15 protein-coding genes and 1 tRNA gene are annotated in these 17,746 nt (G+C 67.4%); 8 read left to right on the top strand and 8 right to left on the bottom strand.

Features of this window, described 5'->3' with window-relative positions; all coding sequences use genetic code 11:
* Positions 1 to 108 precede the first annotated feature (108 nt).
* The 5 genes from AC5P5R_RS11065 to AC5P5R_RS11045 all read left to right on the top strand — a co-directional run bounded on the left by AC5P5R_RS11065 (position 109) and on the right by AC5P5R_RS11045 (position 7,429).
* Positions 109 to 1,215, top strand: coding sequence for an efflux RND transporter periplasmic adaptor subunit (locus AC5P5R_RS11065; RefSeq protein ID WP_060380122.1), 1,107 nt, complete (start codon positions 109 to 111; stop codon positions 1,213 to 1,215).
* The gene (locus tag AC5P5R_RS11060) at positions 1,212 to 4,337 is read left to right on the top strand and encodes an efflux RND transporter permease subunit (RefSeq protein WP_100438377.1); all 3,126 of its coding nucleotides are present in this window, start codon (positions 1,212 to 1,214) and stop codon (positions 4,335 to 4,337) included. Before AC5P5R_RS11065 ends, AC5P5R_RS11060 begins: the two co-directional genes overlap by 4 nt.
* Positions 4,330 to 4,914: a GNAT family N-acetyltransferase gene (locus AC5P5R_RS11055; protein WP_100438376.1), complete on the top strand. Its 585-nt coding sequence runs from the start codon at positions 4,330 to 4,332 to the stop codon at positions 4,912 to 4,914. The genes AC5P5R_RS11060 and AC5P5R_RS11055 overlap by 8 nt, the downstream gene beginning before the upstream one ends.
* A 168-nt stretch (positions 4,915 to 5,082) precedes the next feature.
* On the top strand, positions 5,083 to 6,603 hold the full coding sequence (locus tag AC5P5R_RS11050; protein ID WP_005414320.1) for an alanine/glycine:cation symporter family protein: 1,521 nt from the start codon (positions 5,083 to 5,085) through the stop codon (positions 6,601 to 6,603).
* Entirely contained in the window at positions 6,596 to 7,429 is an 834-nt protein-coding gene (locus AC5P5R_RS11045; protein WP_062605768.1) for a TrmH family RNA methyltransferase, read from the top strand. The genes AC5P5R_RS11050 and AC5P5R_RS11045 overlap by 8 nt, the downstream gene beginning before the upstream one ends.
* 161 nt (positions 7,430 to 7,590) lie before the next feature.
* Here AC5P5R_RS11045 and AC5P5R_RS11040 read toward each other — a convergent pair whose 3' ends face one another.
* From AC5P5R_RS11040 to AC5P5R_RS11025, 4 genes are all read right to left on the bottom strand, one after another.
* Positions 7,591 to 9,012, bottom strand: a complete 1,422-nt coding sequence (locus AC5P5R_RS11040; protein WP_100438375.1) for a M28 family peptidase — start codon at positions 9,010 to 9,012, stop codon at positions 7,591 to 7,593.
* Positions 9,013 to 9,236: 224 nt separating this feature from the next.
* Positions 9,237 to 9,641 (bottom strand): large-conductance mechanosensitive channel protein MscL, encoded by a 405-nt coding sequence (gene mscL / locus AC5P5R_RS11035; protein ID WP_014038282.1) that lies wholly within the window; start codon positions 9,639 to 9,641, stop codon positions 9,237 to 9,239.
* A gap of 54 nt (positions 9,642 to 9,695) precedes the next feature.
* Positions 9,696 to 10,412: a fumarylacetoacetate hydrolase family protein gene (locus AC5P5R_RS11030; RefSeq protein WP_100438374.1), complete on the bottom strand. Its 717-nt coding sequence runs from the start codon at positions 10,410 to 10,412 to the stop codon at positions 9,696 to 9,698.
* 75 nt (positions 10,413 to 10,487) lie between these two features.
* Positions 10,488 to 10,769, bottom strand: coding sequence for a hypothetical protein (locus AC5P5R_RS11025; protein ID WP_005410817.1), 282 nt, complete (start codon positions 10,767 to 10,769; stop codon positions 10,488 to 10,490).
* 178 nt (positions 10,770 to 10,947) lie between these two features.
* Between AC5P5R_RS11025 and AC5P5R_RS11020 the strand changes: the two genes are divergently transcribed.
* The gene (locus tag AC5P5R_RS11020) at positions 10,948 to 11,283 is read left to right on the top strand and encodes a Rieske (2Fe-2S) protein (RefSeq protein WP_062605770.1); all 336 of its coding nucleotides are present in this window, start codon (positions 10,948 to 10,950) and stop codon (positions 11,281 to 11,283) included.
* 364 nt (positions 11,284 to 11,647) lie between these two features.
* On the opposite strand, the gene AC5P5R_RS11015 is transcribed toward AC5P5R_RS11020, so the two are convergent.
* The 4 genes from AC5P5R_RS11015 to thiS all read right to left on the bottom strand — a co-directional run bounded on the left by AC5P5R_RS11015 (position 11,648) and on the right by thiS (position 15,403).
* On the bottom strand, positions 11,648 to 13,495 hold the full coding sequence (locus AC5P5R_RS11015) for an SLC13 family permease (protein WP_099561921.1): 1,848 nt from the start codon (positions 13,493 to 13,495) through the stop codon (positions 11,648 to 11,650).
* Between the two features lie 27 nt (positions 13,496 to 13,522).
* Positions 13,523 to 14,257, bottom strand: a complete 735-nt coding sequence (gene trmB, locus AC5P5R_RS11010) for a tRNA (guanosine(46)-N7)-methyltransferase TrmB (RefSeq protein WP_005410814.1) — start codon at positions 14,255 to 14,257, stop codon at positions 13,523 to 13,525.
* Positions 14,257 to 15,051, bottom strand: a complete 795-nt coding sequence (locus tag AC5P5R_RS11005) for a thiazole synthase (protein ID WP_005410813.1) — start codon at positions 15,049 to 15,051, stop codon at positions 14,257 to 14,259. The genes trmB and AC5P5R_RS11005 overlap by 1 nt, the downstream gene beginning before the upstream one ends.
* A 151-nt stretch (positions 15,052 to 15,202) precedes the next feature.
* A complete protein-coding gene (gene thiS / locus AC5P5R_RS11000; RefSeq protein ID WP_005410812.1) occupies positions 15,203 to 15,403 on the bottom strand; it encodes a sulfur carrier protein ThiS in 201 nt (66 codons plus the stop codon).
* A 206-nt stretch (positions 15,404 to 15,609) separates the two neighbouring features.
* On the opposite strand from thiS, the gene AC5P5R_RS10995 reads away from it, so the two are divergent.
* Positions 15,610 to 17,445 (top strand): autotransporter outer membrane beta-barrel domain-containing protein, encoded by a 1,836-nt coding sequence (locus tag AC5P5R_RS10995; RefSeq protein WP_100438373.1) that lies wholly within the window; start codon positions 15,610 to 15,612, stop codon positions 17,443 to 17,445.
* 115 nt (positions 17,446 to 17,560) lie between these two features.
* Positions 17,561 to 17,634: transfer RNA gene (locus tag AC5P5R_RS10990), tRNA-Gly, on the top strand.
* Positions 17,635 to 17,746 lie beyond the last annotated feature (112 nt).

Genomic DNA, 17,746 nt, shown 5'->3' with positions numbered 1-17,746 from the left:
TTCAAGGCGCTATCACGGCTTCGGTTCCACGATGGTAAACGCTTGGCACATACCGCTTTTGCGGGGCCTTGCCTACACTCGGCGGCCGTGGATCAATCAGGACCATTCATGCTGGCTCGTATCGCTTCGACCCTGGCCCTTGGCCTCAGCCTGGCCGTGTTGGCCGGGTGCGCAGGCAAACAGGAGGCCGCCGCGCGTCGGCAGGGCGAAGCAGTGCCGGTCACGGCGCAGGTGGTGCAGCCCACGCAGTGGAACGACACCCTGCAGGCGCTGGGCACGGCCAAGGCGCGCGAGTCGATCAGCGTCACCGCCAAGGTCAGCGAAATCGTCGAGAAGGTGCATTTCGAAAGCGGCCAGCACATCGCCGCCGGCGCACCGATCGTGACGCTGCGCGGGCAGGCCCAGGAAGCGGCGCTGGTTCAGGCGCAGGCCACCTTCCACGAGGCCGACCAGTTGTACAAGCGCCAGCGCGAGCTGGCCTCCCAGCGGTTGGTGTCCAGCGCCACGCTGGATACGCAGAAGTCGATCCGTGATGCCGCCGAGGCGCGCGTGATGCAGATGCAGGCCGACATCGGTGATCGCCGTGTGCGCGCACCGTTCGCCGGCGTGCTCGGCATCCGCCAGGTCAGCCCAGGCTCGCTGGTGACCCCGACCACGGTCATTGCTACGCTCGACGACATCGAGCACATGCACATCGATTTCCAGGTGCCGGAAGTGGAACTGGCCGCACTGGGCGTCGGTGACAAGGTCAGCGCCACCAGCGTGGCGTGGCCGGGCCGCACCTTCGAGGGCGTGGTCAGCACCATCGACGCACGCATCGACCCGGCGACCCGTGCGGTGACCGTGCGCGGCGATTTCGCCAACAGCGACCACGCGCTGCGCCCGGGCATGCTGCTGGACGTGCGCCTGTTCCGCCCCGAGCGCCCGGCGCTGGTGGTGCCGGAAATTGCCGTGGTGCAGGTGGGCCGCGACACGTTCGTGTACCGCATCAAGAGCGACGACAGCGTCGAGCGCGTGGACGTGGTGACCGGTGCGCGCCGTGCCGGCGTGGTTGAGATCAAGCAGGGCCTGGAAGCCGGCCAGCGCATCGTGGTCGATGGCACCGGCAAGCTGCGCCCGGGCCTGAAGGTCGCGGCCAAGGATGCGGCGCCGGCCAGCGGTGCCAAGCCGGCGGATGCACCGGCGCCGGTCGCGGCCGAGGGCCACGGCGGATGAAGCTGTCCGACATCTCCATCCAGCGGCCGGTGTTCGCCGTGGTGATGAGCCTGTTGCTGCTGGTGCTGGGCGTGATGTCCTTCACCCGCCTGACCCTGCGCGAACTGCCCGCCATCGATCCGCCGATCGTGTCGGTGTCGGTGGACTACACCGGCGCCTCGGCGGCGGTCATCGAAAGCCGCATCACCCAGGTGCTGGAAGATGCGCTGGCCGGCATCGAAGGCATCGATACGATCAATGCGCGCAGCACCAACGGCCGCTCGCAGGTCAGCATCGAGTTCACCTCCAACCGCGATATCGAAGCGGCGGCCAATGACGTGCGCGATGCGGTCAGCCGCGTCGCCGACCGCATGCCCGAAGAAGCGCGTCCGCCGGAAATCGCCAAGGTCGAGAGCGATGCCGACCCGATCATCTGGTTCAACATGGTCTCCTCGACCATGGACACGCTGGAGCTGAGCGACTACGCCGACCGCTACGTGGTCGATCGTTTCTCCAGCCTCGATGGCGTGGCCCAGGTCCGCATCGGTGGCCGCCAGCGCTATGCGATGCGCATCTGGCTGGACCGTGACCAGCTGGCCGCGCGCGGGCTGACCACTGGCGATGTGGAAACCGCACTGCGCAACGAGAACGTGGAATTGCCGGCCGGCCGCATCGAGTCGACCGACCGTGACTTCACCCTGCGCGTGGAGCGCAGCTACATCAAGCCGGAAGACTTTGCGACCATCCCGCTGGGCAAGGGCCGCGACGGTTACGTGGTGCGCATGGGCGACGTGGCGAAGATCGAACTGGCTTCGGCCGAGCGTCGCGCGTACTACCGCAGCAACGGCGAGCCGGGCATCGGCCTGGGCATCGTCAAGACCTCCACTGCCAACTCGCTGGACGTGGCGCGTACCGCGCGCGCTGAAGCCGAGCGGGTGGCGCTGACCCTGCCCAAGGGCACGCAGATCTTCGTCGCCTTCGACAACACCACCTTCATCGAAGCGGCGGTGGATCGCGTCTACGCCACGCTGGTGGAAGCGATGATCCTGGTGCTGGCGGTGATCTGGCTGTTCCTTGGCAGTTTCCGCGCTGCGCTGATTCCGGCCGTGACCGTGCCGGTCTGCCTGGTCGCGGCGTTCATCGCGCTGTATGCGTTCGATTTCTCGATCAACCTGCTGACCCTGCTGGCCCTGGTGCTGTGCATCGGCCTGGTGGTGGACGATGCGATCGTGGTGGTGGAAAACGTGCAGCGCCGCATCGACCTGGGCGAGCCCCCGCTGGTGGCCTCCAAGCGCGGTACCACGCAGGTCGCCTTCGCGGTGATCGCCACCACCGCCGTGCTGGTGGCGGTGTTCCTGCCGGTCGGTTTCCTGGAAGGCAATACCGGCCGCCTGTTCCGCGAACTGGCGGTGGCGCTGGCGGCAGCGGTTGCGTTGTCCGCGTTCGTGGCGCTGACGCTGACGCCGATGATGGCCTCCAAACTGCTCAAGCCGCACACCGGGCAGGCACCGCGCGGCCTGCATGGCTTCGTCAACCGCAACCTGGAGCGCCTGGCCTCCGGCTATGGTCGCGTGCTCGACCATCACGTGGACCGCACCTGGATCTACCTGCTGGTGATGGTGGCCGCGCTGGCCGCCAGCTGGGGCCTGCTGAAACTGCTGCCGTCGGAGCTGGCGCCGGCCGAAGACCGCGGTTCGTTCCAGATCATGATCGACGGCCCGGAAGGCGCCGGCTACGACTACACCGTGCAGCAGGTACAGCAGGTGGAAGCGCTGCTGGCCCCTCACGTCGGCCCGGACAAGCCGATCGTGCGTGCCAACCCCCGCGTGCCCGGCGGCTTCGGTGCCAGCGAGGAAATGCACACCGGCCGCGTCAGCATCTTCCTGCAGCCGTGGCGCCAGCGCAGCGAGGCCACGCCGGACGTGGCCAACGCACTGCAGAAGGAACTGGACACCATCCGCGGCGTGCGCGTGCGTACGCAGGTGGGCGGCGGGCTGGTGCGCAGTGGCGGCCAGCCATTCCAGATCGTGCTGGGCGGCCCGGAATACGCCGAGATCGCGCAGTGGCGTGACCGCATCCTGCTGCGCATGGCCGACAATCCCGGCCTGGTCGGCCCGGATTCGGACTACAAGGAAACCCGGCCGCAGATGCGGGTGAACATCGACCGCCAGCGTGCGGCGGATCTCGGCGTGCCGGTCACCGCGATCGGTTCGGCGCTGGAAACCATGATGGGTTCGCGTCGCGTTACCACCTTCGTCGACAACGGCGAGGAGTACGACGTGCTGGTGCAGGCCGGTCGCGATGGCCGTGCCAGCCCGGCCGACCTGGCCGCGATCCGCGTGCGCGCCACCTCCGGCGAACTGGTGCCGCTGTCCAACCTGGTCACGCTCAGTGAAGTGGCCGAGGCGGGCACGCTGAACCGCTTCAACCGCCTGCGCTCGATCACCATCACCGCCGGCCTGGCACCGGGCTATCCGCTGGGCGAGGCCATCGCCTGGGCGCAGAACGTGGCCCGCGAGGAACTGCCGCAGTACGCGCAGGTGAACTGGAAGGGCGAATCGCGCGAGTACCAGAGTGCGGGTGGCGCGGTGCTGCTGACCTTCGCCATGGCCCTGCTGGTGGTTTACCTGGTGCTGGCCGCGCAGTTCGAGAGCTTCATCCACCCGCTCACCATCATGCTGACCGTGCCGCTGGGCGTGCTCGGTGCCTTGGTCGGGTTGTGGGTGAGCGGCGGCACGGTGAACCTGTTCAGCCAGATCGGCATCGTCATGCTGGTCGGCCTGGCAGCGAAGAACGGCATCCTCATCGTCGAATTCGCCAACCAGCTGCGCGACGACGGAAGAACCGTGCGCGAGGCGATCATCGAATCGGCGATGGTGCGCCTGCGCCCGATCCTGATGACCTCGATCGCCACCGTGGTCGGCGCGATTCCGCTGGTGGTGGCCGGTGGCCCCGGCTCGGCCAGCCGTGGCACGATCGGCATCGTGATCATCTTCGGCGTGACTCTTTCGACGTTCCTGTCGCTGTTCGTGGTGCCGGCGTTCTACGCGCGGCTGGCCCCGTACACCCGCTCGCCGGAAGCGGTGAAGCGAGAGCTGGAGAAGCAGGAAGCCGAATCGCCCTCGGTGGGTGGCCATGCCTGACCGGCACGCCGACGGGGTCGGATCCCTTTCCCAAAGGGAAAGGGCTCTGACCCCGCCACTACAGGGAGAAGGTTTCCGCCTGCGCCCCTGGCGCCCGGAAGACCTGGAATCCCTGCTGCGGCATGCCGACGACGCCGAGGTGTCGCGGGGCCTGCGTGATCGCTTTCCGTACCCGTACACGCGCGAGGATGGCGAGGCCTTCCTCGCCGGCCGCGTGCTTGCCCCCGGAACCCTGAACCTGGCCATCGAGATCGACGGCCAGGCCTGCGGCAGCGTCGGTGCCCAGCAGGGCGTGGCCGAGCGTGGGCATACCGCCGAACTGGGTTACTGGCTCGGCCAGGCCTACTGGGGGCAGGGCGTGATGACCCGCGTGGTTGGCCTGTTCGCACCGTGGGTGATGGACGAACTGCGCCTGTTCAGGCTGCAGGCCACCGTGGTCGACTTCAACCTCGGCTCGGCCCGTGTACTGGAGAAGAACGGCTTCCAGGAAGAGGGCGTGGAGCGCTGTGCGGTCTACAAGCGCGGCGTCCTGCACGACCTGCGCCGCTTCGCCCGGGTACGCACCCAGCTGCCCTGACCCCAACCTGCCACACGGGCGAACTGGGGTCGGAGCCCTTGCGCGGCGCGCAAGGGATCCGACCCCATCCTCTTGGCGCTACCGCAGCGGCCTTCGATCAGGGAGAATCGACCGGTCCCTTCCAGCCGACGGGACGTCCTTACAACCCGCCGACTGGAGAGAGCGCGCGTGGAAGCAACCGTACATTTCATCAACAGCATCATCTGGAGCAAGGCACTGATCTTCGTGTGCCTGGGCGCCGGCCTGTTCTTCAGCCTGCGCACGCGCTTCATGCAGATCCGCGGCTTCCTCGAGATGTGCCGCCTCACCGTCAAGGGTGAGAAATCCGACGCCGGCGTGTCCTCGTTCCAGGCCCTGGCCATGTCGATGGCCGGCCGCATGGGCATCGGCAACATCGCCGGCGTGGCCACCGCCATCGCCTTCGGCGGCCCCGGTGCGATCTTCTGGATGTGGGTGATGGGCTTCCTCGGCGCGTCCACCTCGTACGTGGAATGCACCCTGGCGCAGATCTACAAGACCAAGGACGCTGAAGGCCGCTACCGCGGTGGCCCGGCCTACTACATCGAAAAGGCCATGGGCCTGAAGTGGTACGCGCTGGCCTTCGCCATCGCCACGATCATCGCCGCCGGCTTCCTGATGCCGGGCGTGCAGGCCAACGCGATCGCCGACAGCATCATCAACGCCTGCCGCGGTACTGCCCTGTGCGGTCCGCTCGACGGCCAGGCCTTCGGCATGGAATCGGTGCAGGCGCTGAAGCTGGGCATCGGCATCGTGGTCGCGCTGCTGCTGGGCGTGGTGATCTTCGGTGGCGTCAAGCGCATCGCCAACTTCGCCGAAGTGGTGGTGCCGTTCATGGCCGCCGGCTTCATCCTGATGGCCATCGTCATCATGATCATCAACTACGACCGCGTGCCGGAGATGTTCAACATCATCTTCAGCAGCGCCTTCGGCACCCACGCCGCGTTCGGCGCGATGATGGGCCTGGCAGTGGAGTGGGGCATCAAGCGCGGCATCTACGCCAACGAAGCCGGCCAGGGTTCGGGCCCGCATGCAGCGGCCGCCTCGGAAGTCTCGCACCCGGCCAAGCAGGGCTACGTGCAGGCCTTCGCCATCTACTTCGACACCATGATGGTGTGCACCGCCACCGCGTTCCTGATCCTGGCCAGCGGCACCTACAACGTGTACTCGCCGGCAGGTGCCGGCGCCCCGCCGATCTTCCAGGGCCTGGCCGGCATTCCCGAAGGCGCCGGTTACGCCCAGGCCGGCGTGGAAGCCGTGCTGCCGGGCTGGGGTTCGGCGTTCGTGTCCATCGCCATCTTCTTCTTCGCCTTCACCACCATCATGGCGTACTACTACATGGCCGAGACCAACCTCAGCTATGTGAACCACAACAGGAAGCGCCCGCTGACCGTGCTGGTGCTGCGCCTGGGCATCATCGGCATGGTGGTGTTCGGCGCGTTCCATAATGCGACTCTGGCCTGGGCGCTGGGTGACATCGGCGTCGGCCTGATGGCCTGGCTGAACATCATTGCCATCCTCATCATCCAGAAGCCGGCCATGCTCGCCCTGCGTGATTACGAACGACAGAAGAAGCTCGGCCTCGATCCAATCTTCGACCCCGATGCCCTGGGCATCAAGAACGCCGATTTCTGGCGTCAACGCAAGCTGGAGTTGTCCCGTAGTGAATGATCCCTGGAAGAATGCCCGCCGCCCGTCGTCGCGACCGCCGCGGGCCACCCCGCTGCCACCGCGTGAGGGCGGCACCCCGCCGCCGCCGGGGCGCGGCAACGACGAACTGCGCCTGTATGGCTGGAACGCCGTACAGGCGCTGTTCGCCAAGCGCCCGCAGGCGCTGCGCAAGCTGTACCTGGTGGACGCGCTGATTCCGCGCATGCAGCCGGTGCTGAAGTGGTGCGTGGCCAACCGCGTGGGCTATCGCGTGGTGGAGGAAGGCGATCTCAACAAGCTGGCTGCCACGACCCATCACGAGGGCCTGGTGGCCGACGTGCTGCGTGCGCCGGTCGTGCCGCTGGCGCAGTGGCTGGCCGATCTGGAGCAGGGCCCGGTGCTGGCGTTGTGGCTGGATGGTGTCGGCAACCCGCACAACTTCGGCGCGATCCTGCGCTCGGCCGCGCATTTCGGCGTCAAGGCGCTGCTGCTGCCGGCCGGCAGCACGCTGGCGCTGTCCGGTGCTGCCGCACGCGTGGCCGAAGGCGGGGCGGAGTCGGTGCCGCTGGTGCAGCTGCCGGAGACTGCAGAGGCGATGGCGCAGCTGCGCAGTGCCGGTTTCGGCCTGGCCGCAACCCTGGTCGAGGGCGGTGATGACGTGTTCCGCGCGTCGCTGCCGTCGCGCCTTGTGTACGTGATGGGCGCTGAAGGCGAGGGCATGGACCGCGGCCTGGCCAGCGAATGCGACATGCGGGTCTCGATTCCCGGCAGTGGCGCGGTGGAGAGCCTGAACGTGGCCTCGGCCACGGCCGTGCTGCTGGCGCAGTGGGCAAGTCGCCGCGGGTGATCCCGTATCCGGGGTCGCATGATCGGGGTCGGATCCCTCGCCGCAGGCGAGGGCTCTGACCCTGCCGGGTTCCTGATTCAGGACCCGCCTTGGTGGGTGCGAACCTTGGTTCGCACCGCTCCTGCCGCTGCGCTCGCCGGGCATGGCCCGGCACTACCGCATCATTCGTTCGGAGGCGTGGTCGCCTTGGCTTCGCTGCCGAAACTGCCATCGGCTTCCGCCGCCAGGTACGCGAACACCGTATACGCGGCCACGTTCTGCGCCAGCGCCTTCGGGTCGATCTTGTCCAGCGTGTCGTCGGCGGTGTGGTGCAGGTGGAAGTAGTCCGAGCCGTCCTGCGCCAGCCACGCCCACGCACCGCCCTTGGCGGCCAGCGGGCCGACGTCCGGGCCCGGGCCGCCCTTGTCGGCCTGGTACTCGATGCCCAGCGGCTTCATTACTTCGGCAATCTGCCTGGTCGCTTCACGTGAGCCTTCCGGATTCGGTGAACCGGTATTGAAGGCGTAGATGCGGCCTGCGCCGAAGTCGCTCTCGGCGGCCAGCTGGTGCAGGGCCACGTCCTTGGCGTGTGCCTCGGCATAGGCCTTGCCGCCGTAGAGGCCCTGTTCCTCGTTGGCGAAGGCGATCACGCGGATGGTGCGCTTCGGTGCCTGCTTGAGCTGGCCGATCAGGTGGCCGGCGGCCATGGTGATGCCCACGCCCGCGCCGTCATCGACCGCGCCGGTGCCCAGGTCCCACGAATCCAGATGGCCGCCGATCACCACAACTTCCTTCGGCAGTCTGCGGCCGGTGATCTCGCCGATCACGTTGTACGAGGTCGCCGTACCATCCCAGCCACAGTCCAGCGCCACCTTCACCGTGGTGCTGCCACGGGCCAGCAGGCGCGCCAGCTGGTCGGCATCGGGCACCGACAGTGCCGCCGACGGCACCGGGGTCAAACCATCATCGAAACGGGTGATGCCGGTGTGCGGCACGCGGTGGGAGTCGGTACCGGCCGAGCGCATCAGGAAGCCCACCGCGCCCTTGCGGATCGCTTCTGACGGTCCCTTGCTGCGGATTGCACCGCCGCGGCCGTAGTCGCGGCCATCGCGGAACGGCAGCATCTGGTAATCGACGAAGGCGATCTTGCCCTTCAGCGAACCGGCCGGTGCCGCCTGCAGGGCGGCCAGATCGGCGAAGCGCACCACCTCCGCTTCCACCGTGCCGCCCGGGCTGCCGCCCAGCGCAGTGATCTGCAGCGGCTGCGGGTTCCTGCCGGTCACGGCAGCGTGTTCACTGCGGCGCTCCCACTTCGGGAAGGTCACCGGTTCCTTCCACACCTTGTCGAAGCCCAATGCCTTGAACTTGGCTTCGGCCCAGGCCACGGCGCGGGCGTCGGCCTCGCTGCCGGCGATGCGCGGGCCGATTTCGGTGGTGAGCGATTCGACCACCTTCCAGCCGGTGTCATCGGCCAGCGCCTGGTCGCGCAGCTGTGCGGCGGTGGCCAGCGACGCCGGGGGCAGGGTGGTGGTATGCGGCGCCGCGAAGGCCGGGGCGGCCAGCAGGGCGAGGGAGGATGCGATGGCAAGGACGCGGCGACGCATGGACAGCTCCGGGAAGGGACCAAGCCTTGGAGCTTAACAGTCGTTCAGTCCGGCGCATGGGCGGGAGGTCATGGCTGGCGCGAACGCTGTTTTCCGCCATGTCCGGCAAAGCGAAAGCCCCGCCGGAGCGGGGCTTTCGCGCAGTCGCGGTAGTGCCGGCCGCTGGCCGGCTTCCGCATGTTCCGACATTGCCGGCCAGCGGCCGGCACTACCGTTCTGCCGCCTTATTTCTTCAGGCTGTCGCGGATCTCGCGCAGCAGCACCACTTCCTCGGCCGGTGCGGCCGGTGCAGCCTCCTGCTTGCGCGAGAGGCGGTTGATCGCCTTGACCACGATGAAGATGGCGAAGGCCACGATCACGAACTGGATGATGGTATTGATGAAGTCGCCGTAGCCAACCACCACGGCCGGAATCTCCTTGCCATCCGGACCCAGGTGGGCCGGCGACAGGGTCCAGGCCAGGCTGGAGAAGTCCACGCGGCCGATCAGGTAGCCCAGCGGCGGCATGATGATCTTCTCGACCAGCGCCGTCACGATCTTGCCGAAGGCCGCGCCGATCACCACGCCGACGGCGAGGTCGATGACGTTGCCGCGCATCGCGAATTCCTTGAACTCGGTGAGCATTCCCATTGTTGTTTTTCTCCGGTGGGGAAGTGGACAGCGCGCAGGGTAGCGCAGGTAGTGTCAGCCGGCGATCACGCCGTGGCGCTCGGCCACGTTTTCCAGGCGCGCGCTGAAGCGGTCGCCGGGCTTCAGTGCAGCCACGCCTGACGGGGTGCCCATGAACACCAGGTCGCCGGCACGCAGCTGCCACAGCTTGGACAGCTCGTGCAGGATCTCCGGCACGTTCCAGATCATCTGGTCCAGCAGCGCCTGCTGGCGCACCTCGCCGTTGACCTCCAGCGACAGGTTGAGCGCGGCCAGGTCGCCGACCTCTTCGGCGTGGACGATTTCGCTGATCGGCGCGGAGGCGTCGAAGCCCTTTGCGGCATCCCACGGGTGGCCCTTGTCCTTGGCCGCAGCCTGCAGGTCGCGGCGGGTCAGGTCCAGGCCGACGGCGTAGCCGTAGACCAGTGCTTCGGCATCGGCCACGGCCAGTTCGCCTGCGGGCGCATCACGGCCGATCGCCACCACCAGCTCCACTTCGTGGTGAAGGTTGGCGGTCGCCGACGGGTAGGGGATGACGTCGTCATGGCCGATCACGATCGCATCGGCCGGCTTGCTGAAGAACATCGGGCGGCCACGGTCATCGACCGTCGGCACCGCCGCGCCCATTTCGCGGGCGTGGTCGGCGAAGTTGCGGCCGACGCAGTAGATGCGGTGCACGGGGAAACTGCCACCGCCCACTACCGGGACACGCGGCAGGGCTACGGCAGGGATCACATCGGAGACATCGGACATGCGGGCATCCAGGAAGGGCGTGCCCGCAGTCTAGAACGCATGGCGCCCGCCGTCAGCGGGCGCGGAAGACCTGGATCAGCGCGAGGCCGGCAGCACCGGCTTGCGCACCACGCGGTACTCGCCTTCGACCACGGTCGGGTCGACCGGACGGGCAACACCCGGCTTGCGCGAGGCCAGCAGCTTCCACGCCAGGCCCACCAGGATCATCGCCGCACCGACGAACACGCCGATGAACACCATCGCGGCCAGGATCGCCAGGCCAAGCAGGCCCACGGCAACGCGCACCAACGGATGGCGCGGCTTGCGCGGCGCGAACAGGGTGCGGAACTGGTTGAAGGCGGATGCGCGATTGAACATGGCGGCTCGATAGGCTGGGATCAGCGAAACCAGAGTATCGGGACGCGCCACTGTCATTGAGTGAAAAACTCGTTAAATATAGCCTGTGCTTATTACGGATCAATGACTTGTGTTCATGTCGCAGCCAGTCACCTGAGTGGGCGTGCGACAATGCGGGTTTACTGTCCGAGCCTTCGCCATGACTGCCCCTGCCGCCCTGATCGCCCTTGATGCCATTGCCGATGGCGCGTTTGCCGAGGTCGAAGCAGTGGTTGATGGCGATGCCGAATCGCTGGTGCTGTACCGCGACGGTGCGCAGGTGCGCGCGTTCCTGAACATCTGCCCGCACGCCGGCCGCCGCCTGGACTGGGCCCCGGGCCAGTTCCTGAAGAGCCGTGAAGGCCACCTGGTCTGCGCCGCGCATGGCGCCTCGTTCGCGCTGGACAGCGGCGACTGCGTCGCCGGCCCCTGCAAGGGCGACCGCCTGCGCGCGGTGCCGGTGGACGTGCGCGACGGGCAGGTTTACCTGGCTTGAGGCAACCGGTGTGCGAACCAAGGTTCGCACCCACAGGATCAATGGGTATCCACATCAATGGGTATCCAGAGATTCATCCACGCATGGCGTGGATCTACGGTGTCGACCAAGTCGACAGCTACCAGAGCGAGATCGGTGCCGACCAACGGTCGGCACCCACCACCAGCCGCGTGAAACTGTCGAAGGCGGGGTGGGTCCGGTTGCGGGGGTGTCCGCGGCATGGATGCCGCGGCCAAGCCCCCACGGACGGGTTTACGGCGTCCCCCGCAACCGGACCCACCCCGCCATCCCACGGATTGCCAGCCTTTGACGTTGACGTTGATTCTGCGGGTGCAGGGCGCAGCCCTGCCAACAAACCCAACCCTCAGAACATCAGGTTGATCATCAACACCACCACGCAGGTGTAGATCAGCGACAGCGGTCCGCCGACCCGCCACATCTCGCGCGGGGTGTAGTTGGCCGGGCCGGTGATCATCGAGATCACCGGGTTGGAGGCCGTCATCAGATTGTTGGACGCCGACAGCGCCACAATCAGCGCGAACGCGGTCGGGTTGCCGCCCGCCGCCAGTGCCAGGTTCACCGCGATCGGCACCATCACGATGGTCGCGCCCACATGGCTGATCACCAGCGAGAACGCCGTGGTCAGCAGCGCCAGCGCCACCTCCAGCACCCACACCGGGATGCCGGTGGGCAGCTTGTCGATGGTGTGGCCGGCCACCCATGCCGCCGCACCACTGGAGTCCATCGCCCAGCCGAGCGGAATCAGCCCGGCCATCATGAACACCGTCTTCCAGTTGATCGAGGCATAGGCCTCGTCCATGCGCAGCACGCCGGTCAGCAGCATGCCGGCCACGCCGGTCATCAGCGTCAGCGCCACCGGCAGCTTGCTGGTCAGCGCGATCAGGATGGTCAACGCGAAGATCGCCATGGCGATCTTGAACTTGTGCGGGCGTTGTTCGCCGGTCGGGTAGTCGGTCACCACCACGAAGTCGCGGCTCTTGGCCGCCTGTGCCAGGTCGGTCCAGATGCTGTGGAAGACCAGCATGTCGCCGGCGCGCAACTGCACGTCGCGCACGTCCTCGCGGATCACCTGCTTGTCGCGGTTGATCGCCAGCAGGCTGATGCCGCGCTCCTTGCGCAGGCGCAGGTCGGCCGCGCTCTTGCCGATCACGTTCGAGGTCGGCGGTACCACCGCCTCGGAAATACCGGCGCGGCTCGGGTTGAACAGGTCACCCAGGTGCTTCAGGCGCGAAGACATGCGCAGGAACTGGTTCTGCGCGAAGTCGTTGATCTGCTCGCGCGGACCCATTGCGCCGAGCACGCTGCCCACCCAGATGCGCATCTCCGCCGGCGGCGCCAGGCGGGTGTCGTTGCCGGTCTTCAGGGCCAGCAGCAGCGGGGCATCGTGCAGGTTCTCGGCCTCGCCCAGGGTCATGCCCACCAGCGGGCTTTCGGCACTGACCACCAGCTCGAACACATCGCCTTCGATGCCATAGGTCTTGGCAAAGTAGCTCTCGGTGCGCGCCGGGGTGACCCCGTCGTTGACCAGGTTCTCTTCCTCGATCAGCTTGCGGTCGCCGTAGTAGCGGAAGTACAGCAGTGACGCAATCAGCAGCGCCACGCCGATCGGCAGCGGCGCGAACATGCGCAGCGGCTCGATGGTGGCCAGGCCCGAGGGCAGGTTGTTGTTGGCCGAGGCCAGCAGGTCGTTCAGCAGGATCAGCGGTGAATTGCCGACCATGGTCAGCGCACCGCCCATCACGATCGCCGCCGAAATCGGCAGCAGCAGGCGCTGCAGGGTCAGGCCGGTGCGCGCTGCCAGTCGCGAAGCCACCGGCAGGTACAGCGCCATCACCGACGGGTTCTGCATGAAGGACGAGTTCAGGCCGGCAATGGCCGTGGTCATCATCAGCAACCGCTGCTCGACGCCATGACCGCGTCGCAGCAGCCACGCGGCCAGCCGGTTCAGCGCCCCGGTGCGGTCCAGGCCGGCACCGAGGATGGTGGTGGCGATGATGCTCATCACCGCGTTACCGGAGAAGCCGCCGAAGATTTCCTCCGGCGCGATCAGCCCGGTGACACCGAGCACCACCAGCACCACCAGCGCGACCACGTCGGCGCGGATGCGCTCGAACAGGAACATCGCCATCGTGAAGCCGACCAGCCCGAGCACGAGCTTCATGTCGTTGGTCAGCGTCAGCGCGGTATCCATGTGGGGCGCGGCATCCTCAGGCGATCGTCAGGTGCGGTCGTACAGCAGGTCCCAGACGCCATGGCCGAGCTTCTGGCCGCGGGTCTCGAAGTGGGTCTGCGGGCGCCAGTCCGGGCGCGGCACGCTGCCACGCGGGCCGGCACGGTTGACCAGGCCGGCGGTGGCATCGAGCACGTCCCACATCTGCTCGGCGTAGTCCTCCCAGTCGGTGGCACAGTGCAGGCGGCCGCCCGGGCGCAGCTTGCGCACCAGCAGTTCGGCGAACGCCGGCTGCAGCAGGCGGCGCTTGTTGTGGCGCTTCTTGTGCCACGGGTCCGGGAAGTAGATGCGCACTTCATCGAGCGCGCCATCGGCGATCTCGTTCTGCAGCACTTCCACCGCGTCGTGGTGGTACAGGCGCACGTGGTCGGCATTGTCGTCGGCCAGCGCGTTCAGCAGCCGGCCCACGCCCGGGGCGTGCACTTCGATGCCGATGTAATCGCGTGACGGGTCGTGCTGGGCGGCGAAGCGCAGCGCGGCACCGTTGCCGAAGCCGATTTCCAGCACCTTGTGTGCCGGGCGGCCGAAGGTGGCGTCCAGGTCACGCGGTTGGCCGGTGTAGTCGAGGCCGAAGCGCGGCCAGCGTTCGTCGAACGCGCGCTGCTGGGCGGGGGTGAAGCGGCCTTGGCGCAACACGAAGCTGCGCACCTCGCGGCGGCCCTCGCTTACGGTGAAGGGCTTGGGCGGAGCCTTGGAACCGGCGCTGTCGAAAGGATTGGTCATCAGCCGATCAGCCCATCCACCGGGGAGGAGGCGCTGGCGTAGCGCTTGCGCGGGATGCGCCCGGCCAGGAAGGCCTCGCGGCCGGCCTCGACCGCCTTGCGCATGGCACTGGCCATCAGCACCGGGTGGCGCGCACCGGCAATGGCCGTGTTCATCAGCACGCCGTCGCAGCCCAGCTCCATCGCAATCGCGGCATCCGACGCGGTACCGACGCCGGCGTCGACGATGATCGGCACCTTGGCGTCTTCGATGATCTGCAGCAGGTTGTACTTGTTCTGGATGCCCAGGCCCGAACCGATCGGCGCGGCCAGCGGCATCACCGCAGCGCAGCCGATCTCTTCCAGGCGCTTGGCCAGGATCGGATCGTCAGAGGTGTAGACCATCACTTCGAAGCCGTCCTTGACCAGCTGCTCGGCAGCCTTGAGGGTCTGCACCACGTCCGGGTACAGCGACTTCTGGTCGCCCAGCACTTCCAGCTTGGTCAGGTTATGGCCGTCCAGCAGCTCACGGGCCAGGCGGCAGGTGCGCACGGCGTCTTCGGCGGTGTAGCAGCCGGCGGTGTTGGGCAGGATGGTGTAGCGCTCCGGCGGCAGCACGTCGAGCAGGTTCGGCTCGCCCGGGTTCTGCCCGATGTTGGTGCGGCGGATCGCCACGGTGACGATCTGGGCGCCCGCGGCCTCGGTGGCCAGGCGGGTTTCTTCCAGATCCTTGAACTTGCCGGTGCCGGTCAGCAGCCGCGAGCCATAGGTCTTGCCGGCGATCACCAGCGAATCGGGGGAGACATGAACGTTCATGGCGCGATTATCGCCTATCCGCCTGAAGATGGGATCACGCAAGGCGGTGCTGTCCGCAGGAGGGCGAGGGTAGTGCCGGCCGCTGGCCGGCACATGCAGGGTGCCTGACAGCGTCGGATTGCCGGCCAGCGGCCGGCACCACCCGGAGGTCTCAGCCCCCGCCCAACGCGTGCACGATCTCCACCACGTCGCCTTCGGCCAGGACGTGCTCGCCGTGGCGGCTGCGGCTGACGATCTCGCCGTTGACCTCGACCGCCACCCGGCGCTGCAGCAACTGTTCGGCCTCGAGCAGGTCGTGGAGGGTTGCCGAAGCGGGCAGGGCGCGGGGTTCGCCATTGAGCTGGATGTTCATCCGTGCATTGTCGCCGATAGCCCGCCGGGATCGGAACACTTGCAAATTGAACGGGGCGCCAGCTCCGGCACAGCAGGTTTCCCGGCGATCGGGCGACAATCCATGCGGCGGCGCAGCGTGAGCAAAACGCGGCGCAGTGAAACCATTCACCGTGCGCCGGCGTACGTCCGCCGGGTCCTCAACGATATCCCCACAGGAGTTTTTTCATGCTGCTCAGCAAACGCCCGATCCGCACCCTGATGGCGGCCGCGATCGCGCTGGCCGCGCTTCCGGCCATGGCAGGCGAATCCCCGTATTCCAAGGCCGTGTTCTTCGGCGACAGCCTGACCGATGCCGGCTATTTCCGCCCGCTGCTGCCGGCCGATGTGCGTCCGGTGACCGGCCAGTTCACCACCAACCCGGGCTGGGTGTGGTCGCAGCAGGTCGCCAACTACTATGGCCTCAATGGCGCCGCCAATGGCAACGGCCAGAACGGTGACAATTACGCGGTCGGTGGTGCCCGCGTTGGCGTGGACGTGCCGAGCGCAATGGGGACTATCCCCTCGCTGAAGTCGCAGGCGGCCCGTTATCTGGCCGCCAACGGCGGCAAGGCTGACGGCAATGTCCTGTACACGGTGTGGGGCGGCGCCAATGACCTGTTCGCCGCCGCAGCTGCGCCGGCGCAGGCACAGGCCATCATCGGCGCCGCCGTCACCGACCAGATCGCTCTGGTGGGTGCGCTGAAGCAGGCCGGTGCGCAGTACGTGCTGGTGCCGAACCTGCCGAACGTCGGCCTGACTCCGGCCTTCCGCGGCCCGAACGCGGCCACCGCCACCGCGCTGTCAGCCGGCTACAACAAGGCTCTTTATGGTGGCCTGAAGCAGGCCGGCATCGAGTTCATCCCGCTCGATACCTTCACCGTGCTGGGCGAAGTCGCCGCCAATCCGGCCATGTACGGCTTCACCAACGTCACCAGCACCGCCTGCAAGATCGATCCGGCCAATTCGACCCAGAGCATCCTGACCTGCAATCCGACCAGCTACGTCAGCCCGGATGCGGCCAACACCTATCTGTTCGCCGATGGCGTGCATCCGACCACGGCGGGCCACCAGCTGCTGGGCCAATACGCGGTCTCGGTGCTGGAAGCCCCGCGCCTGCAGCAGGTGCTGAGCCACTCGGCACAGACCATCGGTCGTTCGCGTGCCGATCAGGTCAGCATGCACCTGGGCGGTCGTCCGGCCGACGGCCTGTCCTGGTGGGGCGGCGTCCGCGGTGACCTGCAGCGCTACGACCACGCGGATCTGTACGACGGCCTGGCGCCGGCCGGCCTGTTCGGCATCGACTGGGCGCGCGACGGCATGGTGGTCGGCGGCTTCGCCGGTTTCGGCCGCCTCAACGCCGACTTCGGCAACAGCCGTGGCGATTTCACCCAGAAGGACACCACCGCCGGTCTGTTCGCCGGCTGGTACGGCGATCGCATCTGGGTGAACGGCCAGGTCAGCTACACCTGGCTGTCGTATGACGTGAACCGCAAGGTCCAGCTCGGCCCGGCCACCCGCGAACACGGTGGTTCGCCGGACGGCAGCAACCTGACCGCCGCCCTGAACGCCGGTTACGAGTTCGGCACCGAAGGCGGCTTCCGCCACGGCCCGATCGCTTCGGTGATCTGGCAGAAGGTGAAGATCGATGGTTACACCGAAAGCGCTGCGGCCGGCACCCTGGCTACCGCGCTGGGTTACGACCGCCAGAACGTTGATTCGACCGTTGGTCGCATCGGTTGGCAGGCCCACTTCGATGGCGGCACCCTCAAGCCGTACGCGCAGCTGACCTACGACCATGAGTTCGAAGACACCAAGCAGGGCAGCGCGTGGCTGCAGACCCTGCCGGAACTGGGCAGCTACCGTGTGCCGGGCCTGAAGTTCGACAAGGACTACGCGACCGTCGTGCTGGGCGCCCGCACCGAACTGTTCGGGCTGCAGAGCAACTTCGGCCTGAGCGCTTCGGCCGGGCAGAAGCGTGCCCAAGACGCAACGCTGTTCGCCAACTTCAGCGGCACCTTCTAAGCAGAAACCAGGCGGGGTCGGCCCTCTCGGCAACGAGAGGGCTTTGACCCCCGGCCTGATGCGATGGGCACCATTGCGCAACACGGGGCCCAGCGCATAGACTTCCCACCGCAACGCGGGCGTAGCTCAATGGTAGAGCTGTAGCTTCCCAAGCTACTGACGTGGGTTCGATTCCCATCGCCCGCTCCATGTCTCCAGCGGTCTGTATCAGGCAGACGCTCCGCGATATCCGCACCCCGCTTTTCCGCGCATGGATCCCGGTCGAGATGCCCGGTGAATGCCAGGGCTGGACGTGGCTTCG

It is taken from the genome of Stenotrophomonas sp. YJH_SMC_19, assembly GCF_059367915.1.
Note: the sequence above shows the minus strand (reverse complement) of the source record. Positions and strands in the feature narration are given on the sequence as shown.

Coding starts and splice junctions, on each gene's coding strand:
- mscL (WP_014038282.1), bottom strand. CDS start 9,641: ATGGGAATGCTCACCGAGTTCAAGGAATTCGCGATGCGCGGCAACGTC.
- AC5P5R_RS11005 (WP_005410813.1), bottom strand. CDS start 15,051: ATGAACGTTCATGTCTCCCCCGATTCGCTGGTGATCGCCGGCAAGACC.
- AC5P5R_RS11015 (WP_099561921.1), bottom strand. CDS start 13,495: ATGGATACCGCGCTGACGCTGACCAACGACATGAAGCTCGTGCTCGGG.
- AC5P5R_RS10995 (WP_100438373.1), top strand. CDS start 15,610: ATGCTGCTCAGCAAACGCCCGATCCGCACCCTGATGGCGGCCGCGATC.
- AC5P5R_RS11060 (WP_100438377.1), top strand. CDS start 1,212: ATGAAGCTGTCCGACATCTCCATCCAGCGGCCGGTGTTCGCCGTGGTG.
- thiS (WP_005410812.1), bottom strand. CDS start 15,403: ATGAACATCCAGCTCAATGGCGAACCCCGCGCCCTGCCCGCTTCGGCA.
- AC5P5R_RS11030 (WP_100438374.1), bottom strand. CDS start 10,412: ATGTCCGATGTCTCCGATGTGATCCCTGCCGTAGCCCTGCCGCGTGTC.
- AC5P5R_RS11020 (WP_062605770.1), top strand. CDS start 10,948: ATGACTGCCCCTGCCGCCCTGATCGCCCTTGATGCCATTGCCGATGGC.
- AC5P5R_RS11065 (WP_060380122.1), top strand. CDS start 109: ATGCTGGCTCGTATCGCTTCGACCCTGGCCCTTGGCCTCAGCCTGGCC.
- trmB (WP_005410814.1), bottom strand. CDS start 14,257: ATGACCAATCCTTTCGACAGCGCCGGTTCCAAGGCTCCGCCCAAGCCC.
- AC5P5R_RS11055 (WP_100438376.1), top strand. CDS start 4,330: ATGCCTGACCGGCACGCCGACGGGGTCGGATCCCTTTCCCAAAGGGAA.
- AC5P5R_RS11025 (WP_005410817.1), bottom strand. CDS start 10,769: ATGTTCAATCGCGCATCCGCCTTCAACCAGTTCCGCACCCTGTTCGCG.
- AC5P5R_RS11040 (WP_100438375.1), bottom strand. CDS start 9,012: ATGCGTCGCCGCGTCCTTGCCATCGCATCCTCCCTCGCCCTGCTGGCC.